At 70.8% G+C, this 15638-nt stretch carries 15 protein-coding genes; 10 read left to right on the top strand and 5 right to left on the bottom strand.

Features of this window, described 5'->3' with window-relative positions:
- Positions 1-65 precede the first annotated feature (65 nt).
- Entirely contained in the window at positions 66-1496 is a 1431-nt protein-coding gene (locus AB0H93_RS13155) for a family 2B encapsulin nanocompartment shell protein (RefSeq protein ID WP_358571815.1), read from the bottom strand.
- Positions 1497-2085: 589 nt separating this feature from the next.
- Between AB0H93_RS13155 and AB0H93_RS13150 the strand changes: the two genes are divergently transcribed.
- The 5 genes from AB0H93_RS13150 (at position 2086) to AB0H93_RS13130 (ending at position 7022) form a co-directional block, all read left to right on the top strand.
- A complete protein-coding gene (locus AB0H93_RS13150) occupies positions 2086-2346 on the top strand; it encodes a helix-turn-helix transcriptional regulator (protein WP_132495597.1) in 261 nt (86 codons plus the stop codon).
- Complete coding sequence (locus AB0H93_RS13145) at positions 2343-3110, top strand: hypothetical protein (protein WP_358571813.1); 768 nt, start codon at positions 2343-2345, stop codon at positions 3108-3110. Before AB0H93_RS13150 ends, AB0H93_RS13145 begins: the two co-directional genes overlap by 4 nt.
- 20 nt (positions 3111-3130) lie before the next feature.
- A complete protein-coding gene (locus AB0H93_RS13140) occupies positions 3131-4285 on the top strand; it encodes a hypothetical protein (protein ID WP_358571811.1) in 1155 nt (384 codons plus the stop codon).
- Between the two features lie 169 nt (positions 4286-4454).
- Positions 4455-5453 (top strand): cation diffusion facilitator family transporter, encoded by a 999-nt coding sequence (locus tag AB0H93_RS13135; protein WP_358571809.1) that lies wholly within the window; start codon positions 4455-4457, stop codon positions 5451-5453.
- Positions 5454-5534: 81 nt separating this feature from the next.
- Complete coding sequence (locus AB0H93_RS13130; RefSeq protein ID WP_358571807.1) at positions 5535-7022, top strand: amidase; 1488 nt, start codon at positions 5535-5537, stop codon at positions 7020-7022.
- Between the two features lie 85 nt (positions 7023-7107).
- Here the strand turns inward: AB0H93_RS13130 and AB0H93_RS13125 are convergent, their stop codons facing one another.
- Positions 7108-7908: a nucleoside phosphorylase gene (locus AB0H93_RS13125; protein ID WP_358571805.1), complete on the bottom strand. Its 801-nt coding sequence runs from the start codon at positions 7906-7908 to the stop codon at positions 7108-7110.
- 186 nt (positions 7909-8094) lie between these two features.
- On the opposite strand from AB0H93_RS13125, the gene AB0H93_RS13120 reads away from it, so the two are divergent.
- On the top strand, positions 8095-9330 hold the full coding sequence (locus tag AB0H93_RS13120; protein WP_358571803.1) for an MFS transporter: 1236 nt from the start codon (positions 8095-8097) through the stop codon (positions 9328-9330).
- Positions 9331-9514: 184 nt separating this feature from the next.
- On the opposite strand, the gene AB0H93_RS13115 is transcribed toward AB0H93_RS13120, so the two are convergent.
- Positions 9515-9970 (bottom strand): PPOX class F420-dependent oxidoreductase, encoded by a 456-nt coding sequence (locus AB0H93_RS13115; RefSeq protein WP_358571801.1) that lies wholly within the window; start codon positions 9968-9970, stop codon positions 9515-9517.
- Positions 9971-10098: 128 nt separating this feature from the next.
- On the opposite strand from AB0H93_RS13115, the gene AB0H93_RS13110 reads away from it, so the two are divergent.
- The 3 genes from AB0H93_RS13110 (at position 10099) to AB0H93_RS13100 (ending at position 13147) form a co-directional block, all read left to right on the top strand.
- Positions 10099-10971, top strand: a complete 873-nt coding sequence (locus tag AB0H93_RS13110) for an alpha/beta hydrolase (RefSeq protein WP_358571799.1) — start codon at positions 10099-10101, stop codon at positions 10969-10971.
- Positions 10972-11039: 68 nt separating this feature from the next.
- A complete protein-coding gene (locus tag AB0H93_RS13105; RefSeq protein WP_358571797.1) occupies positions 11040-12128 on the top strand; it encodes a Zn-dependent alcohol dehydrogenase in 1089 nt (362 codons plus the stop codon).
- Positions 12129-12361: 233 nt separating this feature from the next.
- On the top strand, positions 12362-13147 hold the full coding sequence (locus tag AB0H93_RS13100; protein WP_358571795.1) for a hypothetical protein: 786 nt from the start codon (positions 12362-12364) through the stop codon (positions 13145-13147).
- Positions 13148-13335: 188 nt separating this feature from the next.
- Here AB0H93_RS13100 and AB0H93_RS13095 read toward each other — a convergent pair whose 3' ends face one another.
- Positions 13336-14064, bottom strand: coding sequence for a zf-HC2 domain-containing protein (locus AB0H93_RS13095; RefSeq protein ID WP_358571793.1), 729 nt, complete (start codon positions 14062-14064; stop codon positions 13336-13338).
- Between the two features lie 50 nt (positions 14065-14114).
- Positions 14115-14678 (bottom strand): sigma-70 family RNA polymerase sigma factor, encoded by a 564-nt coding sequence (locus AB0H93_RS13090; RefSeq protein WP_358571791.1) that lies wholly within the window; start codon positions 14676-14678, stop codon positions 14115-14117.
- A gap of 188 nt (positions 14679-14866) precedes the next feature.
- Here AB0H93_RS13090 and AB0H93_RS13085 point away from each other — a divergent pair, with 188 nt between their 5' ends.
- The gene (locus AB0H93_RS13085) at positions 14867-15607 is read left to right on the top strand and encodes a class I SAM-dependent methyltransferase (RefSeq protein WP_358571789.1); all 741 of its coding nucleotides are present in this window, start codon (positions 14867-14869) and stop codon (positions 15605-15607) included.
- Positions 15608-15638 lie beyond the last annotated feature (31 nt).

Below are 15638 nucleotides of genomic sequence, written 5' to 3'. Positions count from 1 at the left end.
GAAAGGTCCTTGGCGGGCCCGGAGCGGGCGGGTCGCGGCCACCCGCTCCGGGGGCTGTGCGTCGCTCAGCTCTCCCTGCCGAGTTCGACGTGTTCGAGCACTCCGATCGCGTCCGGCACCAGGATCGCCGCCGAGTAGTAGGCGCTGACCAGGTAGGAGATGACGGCCTGCTCGTTGACGCCCATGAAGCGCACCGACAGGCCGGGCCGGTACTCGTCCGGGATGCCGGTCTGGTGCAGGCCGATGACGCCCTGGTTCTCCTCGCCGGTGCGCATCAGCAGGATGGAGCTGGTGCGGGTGTCGCCGACGTGCAGCTTGTTGCACGGCAGGATCGGCACGCCGCGCCACGCCGGCACCTGGTGGCCGCCCAGGTCGATGCTCTGCGGGTAGATGCCGCGCTTGCTGCACTCGCGGCCGAAGGCCGCGATGGCCCGCGGGTGCGCGAGGAAGAACCCGGGGTCCTTCCACACGAGCGTCAGGAGCTCGTCGAGGTCGTCGGGGGTGGGCGGGCCGGTGCGGGTGTGGATGCGCTGGCGGAGGTCGGCGTTGTGCAGGAGGCCGAACTCGCGGTTGTTGATCAGCTCCTCCTCCTGCCGCTCGCGCAGGGCCTCGATGGTCAGCCGCAGCTGCTGCTCGGTCTGGTTCATCGGCTGGTTGAAGAGGTCCGCGACGCGGCTGTGCACCCGCAGAACCGTTTGCGCGACGCTGAGTTCGTACTCGCGTGGCGCGAGCTCGTAGTCCACATAGGTCCCGGACAGCGTCGGCTCGCCCGAGTGCCCCGAGGCGATCTCGATGTCGGCCTCGCCGTGGACGTTGTGCGCGCCCTTCGGGGCGGACAGCGCGTTGCGGATGTGCTCGCGCAGCGCCTCGGAGCTGCCGTTCATGTCCCGGAACACCTGCTGGCGCAGGAAAAGCACGGTGCAGGGGGTGACCGCCTTGTAGGTCGACTGCCAGGTGGTCGAGTCGCCGGCCAGGACGTGCGCGCCGAAGTACTCGCCGTCGGCGAGCACGCCGAGCACGGTGTCGTCGCCGTATTCGCCGGTGCCGATCTTGTTGACCTTGCCGTGGGCGATGAGCACGACCTGGTCGGCGGCTTGGCCTGCGGTGGCGATCACCTGGCCCGGCTCGATCTCCCGCTGCACGAAGCGATCCGCGAGCGCGCCGAGCACGGCGTCGTCGTCGAATCCCCGCAGCAGCGGGAGTTCGCGCAGTTCCTGCGGGATGACCCGGACCTCGGCGCCGGTGTTGGTGAAGGTGACCCGGCCGTCGCCGAGGGTGTAGCTGAGGCGGCGGTTGACGCGGTACGCGCCGCCGGCGGCCTGCACCCACGGCAGCATCCGCAGCAGCCAGCGCGAGGTGATGCCTTGCATCTGCGGGACGGACTTGGTCGTGGTGGCCAGGTTCCGGGCCGCCGCCGTGCTCAGGCTCAACTGCGGCGCATCGCCGTCGTCGGTGTTGAGCGGTTCCGTCACAGTCACGCCAATACCACCAATCATCTCTGTTCGTAAAGAGGTGAGCAGGAAATGCTGAACCGTGATTGTTCAGGGAATTGTGAGATGTTCGAATGGAAAAGTCCCGATGGGAATCCTCGCCGGTTCTGCGGCATCGTTTCTCGTTGCCGACGGCGACGTTAGCACCAGTGATCTCGACCGTACAGTCACCCGAACGTGCTTCGTGTGTCGGCCAGATCCGGCGCAAATGTCGCACTGTGGATATCACCTGAATCGCCGCTTGCGTGGAACGCAGAGTGATCATCCGCGCCATTCGTTCCGGTATTCGGCGGCTCCGTGACTCGTGTGCACCAATCGCGAGCGCGGTATTCGGAATATTCCCCCGGGTGATTGCTCCGGGTGGGCGATGAATCCTGTGATCCCGGATTCCACGAATCGGGTTATCTGTTTTCCGGTGGTGCGGTAGTACTGTTCGGGCCACGTCGAAACAGAGATCTTCGGCGGTTCTTCTTCGGGAATTCTGAAAATTCGTCGGCCGGGCGTTACCGGCGTCCAGGCTCGAGTTTGGGAGGCGGCGGATCGTGTGCGAGTGCGGCGTCCAGTCGATCGGAGCAGGTCGGGGGGAGATGTCGTCGTGAAGTGGAACCTGCGGCTCGTCGCGGCGCAGCGGGGCATCTGGAAGGCCACCGAGCTGCAGCGGCAGCTGGCCGAGCACGGGCTGGTCATCTCCGCCGGCAAGATGTCCGGGCTGTGGTCCAAGACCCCGGCCAGCCTGAAGCTGGACGACCTGGAGATCATCTGCTCGGTGCTCGGGTGCAACGTCGGCGACCTGCTGGTGCCGGAACCCAGGAAGGTCGTGGTGCGCGGCGGGTCCGCCGCCGGAGGTGCGGAATGAGCATCTACCTCAGCGGGCTGATCTGGGTGCTCAGCGCGTCCGTGGCCGCCGCGGTGATCGGCTACCTGGTGCGCAGGCTCGGCCAGGACGAGGGGCGCCCCAGCAACAACGACGCGGCCGGACAGGTCTTCACCATCGTCAGCGGACTGCAGGCGGTGGTGCTCGCCTTCGTGCTGGTGACGCTGTTCGACACCGTGGCCGACGCGCGGGAGGGTGCCTACCGCGAGGCGCAGGCCCTGGTTTCGGTTTCCTGGGCGGTGGATTCGCTGCCCGCGCCGACCGGGGACGAGGCGCGCGAGCTCAGCTTGCGGTACCTGCAGACGGTCGTCGGCGAGGAGTGGCCCGTCATGCAGCAGGGCGGGCAGGTGCTCGGGCCGGGCTGGGCGGAGCTCGACCGGCTGCGCGCGGCGGTGATGCAGGCGCCGGCCGACGGCGAGTTCGAGGAGGACCGCAAGACCGAGGCGATCACGCAGCTCGGCCAGGTCTACGAGGAGCGGCACGAGCGGGTCACCAGGGCGTTCGACCGCGGCGTGGTCGCGGTGGTGTGGCTCGTGCTGATCCTGGGCAGCGTGGTGTGCGTGCTGCTGCCGAACCTCTTCGGGGGCACCAGGTTGTTCCCGCACATCGTGCTCGTGTCCACATTGGCCGGTGCGCTGGCGCTGCTGCTGTTCGCGATCTTCCAGCTGCAGAACCCGTTCAGCGGCGGATCGCAGATCGGCCCGGACGCGTTCCTGTGGGCGCTAGAGCGGCTCGGTCAAAGTTGAGGTGGTGGCGGGTCGCGGCGGTGTCGGCCGCTTCGGCGGTCGCGGTGCTGGCGGCGTCTGTGGTGTGGGTGGTGTCCGCGGGCGCGGCTCCCGGGTGCACGGTGCTGCAGGTCCGGAACTCCGGTCCTGGCTGGACTTCCGCGCTGTACCGGGTGTCGTTGCCCGCCGCGGAAAGCGTCCGGATCGGAGCCTTGGACCACCGGCTGAACGCGCTCGGGTACGTCCGTTCGCAGGGTCTGGTGTACGGCATGGCCGCGTCCGGCCCGTTCCCGGACGGCGCCCACGTGGTGACGCTGGACCGGTCCGGCCGGACGCACGACCTGGGGCCGGTGCGGGCCGGCCGGGTGGACGCGCCCTGGTACCCGCTCGCCGCGCCGACGGCCGGTGCGGTCAAGGGGAACCGCTGGTACGTGCGGCAGGGGTCCTACCTGTACGCGGTGGACGTCGACCCGACCCGCCCGACCTACCTGAGCGTGCTGGCGATGACCGCGATCCGGTCGCCGCACTGGCCGTTCGAGCTCGGCGACTTCGACGTCGACCCGGTGGACGGCGAGCTGTACGGGGTGTCGATGACCCACCGGGGCACGGCGGCGGTCGCGCGGCTGGACCCGGTCAGCGGGCGGGTCACCGAGCTGGCCGACGCGCCGGGCCTGCCGCCGAGCACCTACGGATCGGTGGCGATCGGCCCGGACCGGGCGCTGTACGTCACGGCCGACGAGGCCGGCGGGCTGTACCGCGTGGACCGGGACGGTTCGGTGGCCAAGCTGGCCGCCCTGCCGCCGATGCTGGGCTCGGACGCGACCGGATGCCTGACCCGCGTCCCATCGCCCCAACCGCCGCCCTCGCCTTCGCCGCCCCCACCGCCGCCGCCGACGACCCCGCCGACGACCCCGCCGCCGTCCACGACCGCATCCACGACGCCATCGACGCCGCGGCCCACTCCGTCCCCGACTTCGGCGCCGCCCAGCCGGCGTACGGCTCCTCCGAGCAGAACGGTTCCGCCCCCGCCGCCGCTCTTGCCGCCGCCGCTGCCGGAACCGGGCGGCTACGCGCCGACGACGCCGGAACGGGGCGGCGGGACCGTCGGCCACGACACCAAGGAGAAGCGTCGCTGGGCCCTCGCCGCGCTGCTCCTGCTGATCGGCGGCAGCGCCGCAGTGCGCCGACTCCGCTGAGGGAGGTGCGTCGGGTCTGCACTCCCGACAGCGATAGGTCCACTTTGGACGTGATGGGCTTCTGCAAAAGGCATTCTCCTGCAACTGATTCCCAGTAGCAGCGTTGTCGCATGCCTGGTCGGCGGCCTATCGTTCGGGGTGTCCCGCTCGCCGGACCGGAGGAGGTCACGTGGATTCCGCTCCGCACCACGGCCACGGCCACCGCAGCGCTTGGGCGGGGTTGAAGCACGCGGTGACGCCGCACAGCCACGACGCCGCCGACGCCGTCGACGGACCGCTGGCGGCCAGCCGCAAGGGCATGCGGGCGCTGTGGATCTCCTTCGCGGCGCTGCTGGTCACCGCCATCGGGCAGGCCGTGCTGGTGGTCTTCACCGGCTCCGTCGCGCTGCTCGGCGACACCCTGCACAACTTCGCCGACGCGCTGACCGCGGTGCCGATCGCGGTCGCCTTCCTGCTCGCCCGGCGCGCGGCGACCCGCCGCTTCACCTACGGGCTCGGCCGCGCCGAAGACCTCGCCGGACTAGTCGTGCTCGCGGTGATCGCGGCGTCCGCGGCGCTGGCGGGCTGGGAGGCGATCCGGCGGATGGTCGACCCGCAGCAGGTCGAGCACCTGGGCTGGCTCGCGGCCGCCGGGCTGCTGGGCTTCGCCGGCAACGAGCTGGTCGCCCGCTACCGCATCCGGGTGGGCCGGGAGATCGGCTCGGCCGCCCTGGTCGCCGACGGGCTGCACGCGCGCACCGACGGTTTCACCAGCCTCGCCGTGCTCGGCTCGGCCGGCGGCGCCGCGCTGGGCTGGCGCTGGGCGGACCCCGCGATCGGGCTGCTGATCACGGCGGCGATCGCCGTGGTGCTCTGGGGCTCGGCGAAGGAAGTCCTCGGCCGGGTGCTCGACGCGGTGGATCCGGAGCTGGTCGGCCGGGCGGAGCTCGCGCTGGCCGGTACGCCCGGGGTGCGCGCGGTGGGCGGGCTGCGGATGCGCTGGATCGGCCACGAACTGCACGCGGAGGCCGAACTGGACGTCGCCCCGGAACTCAGCCTCGCCGACGCGCACCGCGTCGCGCACGACGCCGAGCACCGCCTGCGGCACGCCCTGCCGCGACTCGGCGGCGCGACGATCCACGCCCACCCGGCGGGCGCCGACCACGAGCTGGTCGCGCACCACCACTGATCCCGTTGTCACCCGGGAAGATCTACCGCCGCCCGCGGTTTCCTGCGTAGCCTCGCCTGGTCCGCGACGTGGGAGGTAGCGATGGCCGTGCCGGATCCCGATCGGGCCGAACTGCAGGCCGCGGCAGCCGAGCTGGGGCTGGAACTGGACGACGCGACAACGGATTCGTACCTGGCGCTCATCGCGGCGAACGTCGAGGCGTACCGCGTGGTGGACGCGTTCGAGGAGCCCGTCGCCGAAATCCCGCAGCGGCAGTGGACCGAACCCGGCGACAACCCGTTGGGCGCGTGGTACGCGCGCACCGAGCTGCGCACCCGCGACGAAGGGCCGCTGGCGGGCCGCACCGTCGCGCTCAAGGACAACATCTGCCTGGCCGGGGTGCCGATGATGAACGGTTCGTCGACGCTGAAGGGCTACGTCCCGGACGTCGACGCGACGGTGGTGACGCGGCTGCTCGACGCGGGCGCCACCATCGCCGGGAAGGCGCACTGCGAGTTCCTCTGCTTCTCCGGCGGCTCGCACACCGGCGCCGACGGGCCGGTCCGCAACCCGCACAAGCCGACGCACTCCGCCGGCGGCTCCTCCTCGGGCTCGGCGGCGCTGGTCGCCGCGGGCGAGGTGGACCTGGCCATCGGCGGTGACCAGGGCGGTTCCATCCGGATCCCGTCGTCGTGGTGCGGCGCGGTCGGGATGAAGCCGACGCACGGCCTGGTGCCCTACACCGGGATCATGCCGATCGAGGCCACCATCGACCACGCCGGGCCGATCACCGCCAACGTCGCCGACAACGCGCTCGTGCTGGAGGCGATCGCCGGCCCGGACGGGCTCGATCCGCGCCAGACCGCAACCCGCACCGACACCTACACGCGGGCGCTCACCGGTGATTGCGGTGGCCTGCGCATCGGCCTGGTGCGCGAGGGATTCGGCACGGCCGGCGCCGAATCCGACGTGGACGAAGCGGTCCGCGAGGCGGCGGGCGTGCTGGCCGGGCTGGGCGCGAAAGTCGCCGAGGCATCGGTGCCGCTGCACAGCTCGGGCGTGGCGATCTGGAGCCCGATCGCCCTCGAAGGGGCGGTGTGGCAGATGCTGCTGGGCAACGGGTTCGGCATGAACTGGCGCGGCAAGTACGTGACGAGCCTGATGACCGCGATGCGCGGCTGGCAGGACCGGGCAGACGAGTTCAGCGAGTCGCTGAAGGCGTCGATGCTGGCCGGGAACCTGTTCCGGCGCCGTTACGGCGGCACCAGCTACGCGAAGGCGCAGAACCTGGCCCGCGTCCTGACCGCCGCCTACGACGCGGCGCTGGCGGAGTTCGACGTGCTGGTCATGCCGACGCTGCCGATGAAGGCGACGCCGCTGCCGACCGCGGACGACCCGCGCGAGCTGATCGTGCGGCGCTCGTTCGAGATGATCGGCAACGTCGCGCCGTTCGATGCGACCGGCCACCCGGCGCTGAGCCTGCCTTGCGGGAGCGGCGACGGCCTGCCGATCGGCATGATGCTCATCGGCCGCCACTGGGACGAAGCGACGCTCTACCGCGTCGCCCACGCCTACGAAACCGCCGCCTGACCCGCGCCGTTCGCGCTTCGCGCCGACCGACAGCGCCGTCTTCGCGCGAAACGCCACCCGGGACGAGGTTGCCCGGCGGCGTTCCTCAGGAGCCCGGAAGCAGGTCTTGCTCGCCGGAGTCCCGCCCGGTGAGGATGGTGGCCGCGGTCGCCGCGACCCGCACGACGTCCAGCTGCGGATCGCGGTACTCCTCCAGCCACGCGTCGGTGACGCGGTTGGCGTGCACCGCGAGGACCGCTCCGACCGACAGGCCGACCGCGCGCCCGACGGCGAGCACGGTTTCGGCCTCCATGTCCATTCCGTCGACGCCGGACCGCTCCACCTCGCGGATGCGTTCCGCGGCGCGGTCTTCCCAGCGCGGCAGCGGTCGGCCCTGGCCGAGGTAGTAGGAGTCGGTCGACAGCACGGTGATCGGGCGGGACGGCCGGGCGAGGTGCCGCGCGGCGGTGGCCAGCGCCTCGGCGACGGCCGGGGTGGGCACCGCGTCCCCGTCCGGTAAGTAGTGGCGCGCCGCGCCGCTCTCGCGCCGGGCGCGCTGCACGATGCCGAGCGTGCCGGGCTCGATCTCCGGGCGCATCGCGCCCATGCCTCCGATGCGGATCACCGTGCGCACGCCCAGCCCGGCCAGTTCCACGAGCGCAATCTCGGTGGAAGGGCCGCCGATCCCGGTCGAGCAGAGGCCGATCTCGACGCCGTCCAATAGCCCGGTTCCGGCACGGAATTCCCGGTTCTGCCCGAGGACGCGGAAGGAGCTCAGCACCTCGGCGGCGAGGTCCACCCGCGCCGGATCGCCCGGCAGCAGGCAGATCTCCGGCAGTTCCCCGCGGCGGCACGGTAGGTGCGGCGGCCGGTCGCCGTCCCAGGGGTCCGCGGCTCGGCGCGCCATGAGCTGTCCTCCGAAATGCGTCGAATGTCCAATATGGACTGTCCAGGCGGGAGTGATGCGCGCCTCGTCGGGTGCCCTCGGCCTTTACCCGCCGGGAAGTCCGGTGGATGCTGATGCCCGGCATCCGCACGGCGAAAATCTAGCACCGCAACGCGCCGTGCCCTTCCGCAGACCAGGAGTCGTCGAATGGGCCGACAGGTGACGCCTGCCCGCGAGCAGGGCAGTTCCGATGAGCGACCGAGCCGCTACGCGAAGCAGGCGATGGTCGCATCCGCGGTCGGCTACGGCATCGACGGGATGGACAACCTCATCCTCGGCGTCGCGCTGACCGCGATCAGCCTCGACGTCGGACTGTCCCAGACCGAGGCGGGCTCGCTGGCCACGGTGACGCTCATCGGTGCGGTGCTCGGCGGCGTGCTGTTCGGCATCATGGGCGACTACTTCGGCCGGGTCCGGACGCTGACCTGGTCGGTGATCCTGTTCGCGGTGTTCACCGGCCTCACCGCGCTGGCGCAGGGATACCTCGACCTGGCGATCTACCGGTTCATCGCGGGAGTCGGGCTCGGCGGCGAGTTCGGCGTGGGCATGGCGCTGGTCGCCGAGACCTGGCCGGCGAAGATGCGGGCGCGGGCCACGTCGCTGGTCGGCGTCGGAGGCCAGGCGGGCGTGCTGATCGGCACGCTGGCGGCCGGGCCGATCGTGACCGCGTGGGGCTGGCGGACGCTGTTCGTGATCGGCGCGATCCCCGCGTTGATCGCTTTCGTGCTCCGCAACCGGCTCGCCGAACCGGAGGCGTTCACCAAGATCGAGCGCGAACGGCGGCGCTTCCCGCTGCGGCTGCTGTTCGCCGACGCGCGGACGACGCGGTCGAGCATCGCGCTGCTGGTGCTGTGCTCGGTGCAGACCTTCGGCTACTACGGCATCATGACCTGGCTGCCGACCTACCTGTCCAAGCAGTTCGGGTTCAGCCTCACGAAATCCGGCACCTGGACCGCGGTGACGGTGCTGGGCATGGCCGCGGGCATGTGGATCTTCGGGCAGCTCGCCGACCGGATCGGCCGCCGCCGCACGTTCTGGATCTTCCAGGCCGGGGCGATCCTGTCGGTGCTGGGCTACAGCCAGCTCACCGATCAGTACGCGCTGCTCGTCGGCGGTGCGATCATGGGCGTGTTCGTCAACGGCATGCTCGGCGGCTACGGGGCGCTGATGGCCGAGCTGTACCCGACGGCGGCGCGCGCGACCGCCGAGAACGTGCTGTTCAACCTCGGGCGCGCGGTCGGCGGCTTCGCGCCGATCGTGTTCGCGCTGATCGCCCAGTCGTCCAGCTTCGCGGTCGCCATCGCCTTCCTCGCGGTGCTGTACGCGGCGGACATGCTGATGATGTTCCTGCTGCCGGACCGCAAGGGCGAAGCCCTCCGGTAGGGCCCGAAACCCGTGCGGGCGCGGCTTTCACGCGTCAGGTCTTCAATTTCAATGGAAATCGGACCTCTGATTTCCATTGAAATTGCGGAAGTTGTCCACAGCCGTCGGCGTGTCGGAGTGCGACACGCCGGTGGTCCGCAGTTTCAATTGAAACTGCGGCGAGGGGTGAACCAGCGCGGCGGCGCTAGCCGAGGCGGGGTGGGAAGCCGCCGGTGGCGATCGGACCCCAGCGCTCGATGTGGATGCGGATCAGCGACTTGCCCTGCCGGGCCATCGCCTCGCGGTACTCCGCCCAGTCCGGGTGCTCGCCGGAGATGCACCGGAAGTACTCGACGAGCCCGTCGAGCGCGTCGGGCATGTCCAGCACCTCGGCGCGGCCGTCGACCTGCACGTACGGGCCGTTCCACTCGTCGGAGAGCACGCAGATCGACACCTGCGGGTCGCGGCGGGCATTGCGGGTCTTGGCCCGCTCCGGGTAGGTCGACACCACGATCCGGCCCTCGGCGTCCACCCCGCAGGTCAGCGGGGACATCTGCGGGCGGCCGTCGGCGCGGGTGGTGACCAGGACGGCCCGGTGCCGGGGCCGCAGGAACTCCAGCAGGGCTTCGCGGTCGACTCGATCGGCGCGGGCGATCGCCATGGGTTCGCTCCCCACATCCGGCGGCAAGGTCCGCCACTCAGCCTAGTGGCCGGGTGCGACGGGCGCGTGCGGCGTTGTGGAAGCCGCGTTCGACGGGTGACAATGCGGCACCCGACCGGGAGGCACGGATGCCATTCGCGACCACCGACGACGGAATCCGCCTGCACTACGAGGAAACCGGCACCGGCGTGCCGCTGGTCTTCGTGCACGAGTTCGGAGGCGACCACCGCTCGTGGGAGCCGCAGGTCCGGCACTTCGCCCGCCGGTACCGCTGCGTCGTGTACGCGGCGCGCGGCTACCCGCCCTCGGACGTCCCCGCCGAACCGGAGCGCTACGGCCAGCACCGCGCGGTCGACGACCTGGTGGCGGTGCTCGACGCGATCGGCGCGGACCGCGCGCACGTGGTGGGCAACTCGATGGGCGGTTTCTGCACCCTCCACTTCGGACTCCGGTATCCCGGCCGGGCCCGGTCGCTGGTCGTCGCAGGCTGCGGCTACGGCGCGCACCCCGGCGCCCGGGAGGAGTTCCGCGCGGAGTTCGAATCGCTCGCGGCGGCCTTCGAAACCGACGGCCCGGCCGAGGTGGCCAAGTGGTACGGCTACGGCCCGGCGCGCGTGCAGTTCCAGAACAAGGACCCGCGCGGGCACGCCGAACACGTCGCGGTGCTGGCCGAGCACGACCCGGTGGGCGCGGCACTGACGATCCGCGGCGTGCAGATGACCCGGCCGTCGCTGTACGACCTGCGACCGGAGCTGGCGGCGATGGAGGTGCCGACGCTGATCGTCGCCGGGGACGAGGACGACGGCGCGCTGGAGGCGGACCTGATGATGAAGCGGACCATCCCGCGCAGCGGCCTCGTCGTGCTGCCCAAGACCGGCCACCTCGCGAACCTCGAAGAGCCCGAACTGTTCAACCACCACGTCGAGCGCTTCCTGGCGCAGGTGGACCACGACCGCTGGTCCGCCCGGGACCCGCGGTCGCCGTACCCGAGTAGTCGTTGACACCCCGGGCGATCCCGGGTTAGAAGGAGATTCCAGAAAAGCCCTCTGCGTTCACGGCAGGAGACGCCATGCAGTGCAAGGCCGCAGTGCTGGAAACCGCCCCCGGACCGCTCGTGATCAGCGACGTCGACCTCGATTCGCCCGGACCCAACGAGATCCTGATCCGCACCGCCGCGGCCGGGGTGTGCCACTCCGACCTGCACTTCATGGAGGCCAAGTACCCGCATCCGCTGCCCGTGGTGCTCGGCCACGAGTCGGCAGGGGTGATCGAGGCGGTCGGGTCGGCCGTCACCGGCCTGGCGCCCGGCGACCACGTCATCACCTGCCTGTCGGTGTTCTGCGGACATTGCGAGTACTGCACCACCGGCCGGCCGAACCTGTGCACCAAGGAGGACGTGGTGCGCCCGGCCGACGGCCCGCAGCGGCTCAGCCGCGGCGGCGAGCCGATGCACCAGTTCCTGAACACGTCGAGCTTCGCCGAGCACATGCTGGTGCACGAGCACGCGGCAGTGAAGATCCGGCCGGACATGCCGCTGGACAAGGCGGCGCTGATCGGCTGCGGGGTGACCACGGGGCTCGGCGCGGTGTTCAACACCGCCGGGGTGCGGCCGGGGGAGACGGTGGCGGTGATCGGGTGCGGCGGGATCGGGCTCGCCGCGATCCAGGGCGCGGCGATCGCCGGCGCGGGACGGGTGATCGCGGTCGACCGCCTGCCGGGAAAGCTGCGCCTGGCGGCGAAGTTCGGCGCCACCGACGTGATCGATGCGTCCGATGTGGACGCCGTGCAGGCGGTGCTGGAGCTGACCTCCGGCGGCGTGGAGCACTCCTTCGAGGCGGTCGGGCTGGCCAGCGCCGCCGAGCAGAGCTTCCAGATGCTCCGGCCCGGCGGCACGGCGACGATCATCGGCATGATCCCGTTCGGGGAGAAGATCTCGCTGGACGGCTACTCGTTCCTCCGCGAGCGCAAGATCCAGGGCTCGACGATGGGCTCGAACCGCTTCCGCGTCGACATGCCCCGCTACGTCGACATGTACCTCTCGGGCAAGCTCGACCTCGACTCGATGATCAGCGGCACGACCACGCTGGCCGGCATCAACGAGGCCTACGAGAACCTCAAGCGGGGCGAGGTCGCCCGCCAGCTCATCACCTTCGGCTGAGGCGACCGAGGGGAAGGCGGGCTCCGCCGGGCTTGGCGCCGTGCGGCTTGGCGAGACCGGGGCATCGAGCCGCGCGCCTGGCAGGCCTCTTCCGGGACGTGAACGGTGAGCATTTTTGATGCTACGTTGCGTGATATGGGGGAATTGAACGCTGCGCGGCCGCAAAACCACGTGAGAAGAGCAGCACTTTTCTCGCGCGCGTGGCGCGGTGGGGGCGCTGGATCGTGCCGCTGGTGATCGCCGTGGAGTTGGTCCTGCTGTTCTCCGGCTTCCTCGGCGTAGGCGCAGGTGTCCTTGTGGTCGCTGTCGTGGAGGGGTCGCTGCTGGTACTGGTAGCCGTCGAGGCATGGCTGGTGTGGCGGGCGGCCCGCCGCGCCCGGGCCCGTGGCGCGGGCGAGACCGATCCGCTGGCCTCGGCGCTGCGCGCGGTGATGCCCGGCTGGGCGGCCTCGGTGGTCAAGCACGACATCCTCATGGTCCGGGCCCTGTGGCTGGCAGTGCGGCGCAAACGGGACGTGCCCGAGGACGGCGAGGCCATTCACTACAGCGGCCAGCTGCGCCCGATGATGTGGGTGTTCTTCGTGCTCAACCCGCTCGAGGTCGCGCTGGTCGAACTGGCGGTACCCTGGCAAACGCTGCGCATTGTCCTGGCAGCTGTCGGGATTCTCAGCACCGTCTGGTTCCTCGCACTGATCGCGACGATGTACAAGTACCCGCACAGCGTCGACCCGCGCGTGCTGCGCCTGCGCTATTGCTCGTTCTTCGACTTTCAGGTGCCGGTCGCTGACATCGACAGCGTCGTGGTCGCCAAACGCACGCGCGGGATGAAGAGATCGAGCGAGGTTGTTGAGGGCACCCTGATCCTCGAGGTGTCCAGAGCGACCAACATCTCCATTTCGCTACGCCGCGAGCACGACGTGGATCTGGGTTTGCGCGGTACCGCGACGGTGCGCGCGGTGGATTTCTGGGCGGATGGCCCCGTGCGAACGGCAGAGCTCATCCGATCCCAGCTTGCCTGATCTCTTCCTGCCGCATGGAATGGTGCCCGGACTCCGCCGCCGGAAGGTGGTTCCCGGCACTGGGTGGCCCGCGGGTCGAGTTCCTCGGCGACCACGGTGGTTTCCTGGATCCTGGCATGGGCTTTGGCGGCGAACCGGAGGCATTCGCCGGAGCCAGCCGGAGGATCCTCGCTGAGAATGCGTAGCGCTCAGCCCGCTCGGCGGTAGCCCGTCGGGCCCAGGTGGCGGTGGTTGTCCGCTCTCGGGCCGGGCTCGTGGTCTTCAAGCGCCTCGGCGGTCGTGGTCGTGCGCGGGTTCTGCGCGTCTCCCGGACGCGGGCGCCAGCGCGACAGGTCGCGGCGCACCACGAGCAGCAGCACCAGGCCCACGACGAGCAGGCCGTGGGAGAGCAGGCGGGTGGCGGGGACCTCGTTGTTGATGACGTCGAAGACGCTGAAACCGCCCAGCACCAACAGGAACGCGGCCATCACCGGCAGCAGGCCGGTGCTCGCGCGGACCCGCCAGGCCGTCCACAGCATGCCCAGGCCGAGCGCCAGGTTCCACGCCGTGCTCTCGTTGAGCAGGTGCCCGGTCATGACGTCGCCCATGCCGTGGTCCGCGAAGTGCGTCACGCCCAGCACTTGTGCGATGCCCAGCGCCACCTGGCACAGCGCGACGGCCGCGAGCAGCACCCGCGGCCACCGGCGCGCGACGGGGGCGCGCATCGTGCGGGCGGCGTCGAGCACGGAATGCGCGAGGTCCGGTGTCGGTTCGACCGGGCGGACCCGCAGAGCGCGGTTCAGCTCCGCCGCGCGCTGCTGCCAGGACCGGCAACCGGCGCATTCCGCGAGGTGGCCTTCCAGCCGGTCATCGGGCACTGGCGCCGGCTCGCCGTCCAGCCTCGCCGACAGCGCCTCGCGGTACGTGTAGCAGTCCACGTCCATACTGTCGCTCGAAGGGCGGCCGGAGTTCCCGGCGGGTTGGTGCTTCAACCGGTTCCTTCCGATTGCTGCGCCGTCTTCTCGAGCAGCTGCTCCCGCGCGCGAGCGACCCGGGAGCGCACGGTGCCGATCGGGCAGCCGCAGATCTCGGCGGTTTCCTGGTAGGACAGACCCAGCACCTGGGTGAGCAGCAGCGCCTCGCGGCGTTCGCCGTCGAGCTCGTCCAGCAGCATGTTCAGCTCGACGATGCCCTCGAAACCCGCTCGCTCGCCCGCGCCCCGGTCGGCCGCGGCGGCCCAGTCGGCCCCGGCGTCGGTGCGGGGCCGGGAACGCTCGTAGCGCACCTGGTCGACGACAACGCGCCGGGCGATGGACAGCAGCCAGGTGCGCGCCGAGGAACGCCCGGAGAACCGGCGGATGCTCTTGAGCGTCCGCAGATAGGTCTCCTGCGCGAGGTCGTCGGCGAGGTGAACGCCGGCGAGGTGGGCGATGAAGCGCCACACGTCGCGCTGGGTGCCCCGGATGAACCCCTCCAACGCGCCGCGATCACCTGATCGCGCCGCCAGCGCCAGCTTGGTCAGGCGGGCGTCCTCGGCCTCCGAGCGACTCATAGCCCGGCAGGCTAGTAGGCCGGTGACGCTGTGAGTACAGGCGCCTGCGCGGTGTGCCCGGGAGCACAGGCCCCTTGCAGGATGTTCCCAGTCGGCGGGAAATTTCACGTCCGGCGGCTGGAACCGCGGGCGCCCCCGGTCCGACAGGTGTGTGGACGACGCGCATCGATTCGAGGAGGACCGCCGGGATGGCCTGGTACGCGGACGACGAGTTGTGGTCGGTGTTCTCGCCGGTGATGTTCTCGCCCGAGCGGGCCGCATTGGCGGCCGAGGTGGTGGCGGACTCGCCGCTGTTCGACTTTCCCACCGGGGCGCGGGTTCTCGACCAGTGCTGCGGGATCGGGTTGTTCACGGTGCCGATCGCGCGCCGCGGGTATCCGGTGACGGGCGTCGACCTGAGTCCGCTGTTGCTGGCGCAGGCGGAGAAGGCGTGCGCGGATGCGGGCGTGCGGGCCCGGCTGGAGCGCTCGGACGTGCTGGATTACGTGCGGCCGGGCGAGTTCGACGTGGTGCTGAACCTGTTCACGTCGTTCGGCTACTTCGACGAACCGGAGCGGAACCTGCAGGTGCTGCGCAACGCGCACGCGTCGCTGGCGCCGGGCGGGCAGCTGCTGGTCGACGTGCTCGGCAAGGAGATCTACGCCGGTTGGGTCGGGCCGCCGAAGGTGGTGGAGCTCGACGACGGCATGGTCGTCATGCGCGACACAGTCTTCGACGGCTGGACCCGGTTCCGGACCGACTGGACGCTCGTGCGCGGCGAAACGGCGAAGCACGCGTCGATCACCTGCTTCGTCTACAGCGCGGCGGAGCTGATCGCGCTGTTCGAGGCGGCGGGTTTCGCGGACGTCGAGTGCTTCGGCGGCTTCGGCGCGGAACCCTACGACAACCACGCGAAGCGGTTGGTGGTCCGCGGGTTCCGGCGCGATTGATCTCCCCGGGAACTTCGAGCGGTGACCGCCC

Origin of the sequence: Saccharopolyspora sp. NPDC050642, from assembly GCF_040654735.1 — a bacterium.
Classification (GTDB): domain Bacteria; phylum Actinomycetota; class Actinomycetes; order Mycobacteriales; family Pseudonocardiaceae; genus Saccharopolyspora; species Saccharopolyspora elongata.
The sequence above is the reverse complement of the archived record's forward strand: the minus strand, read 5'-3'. Positions and strand labels throughout refer to the sequence as shown.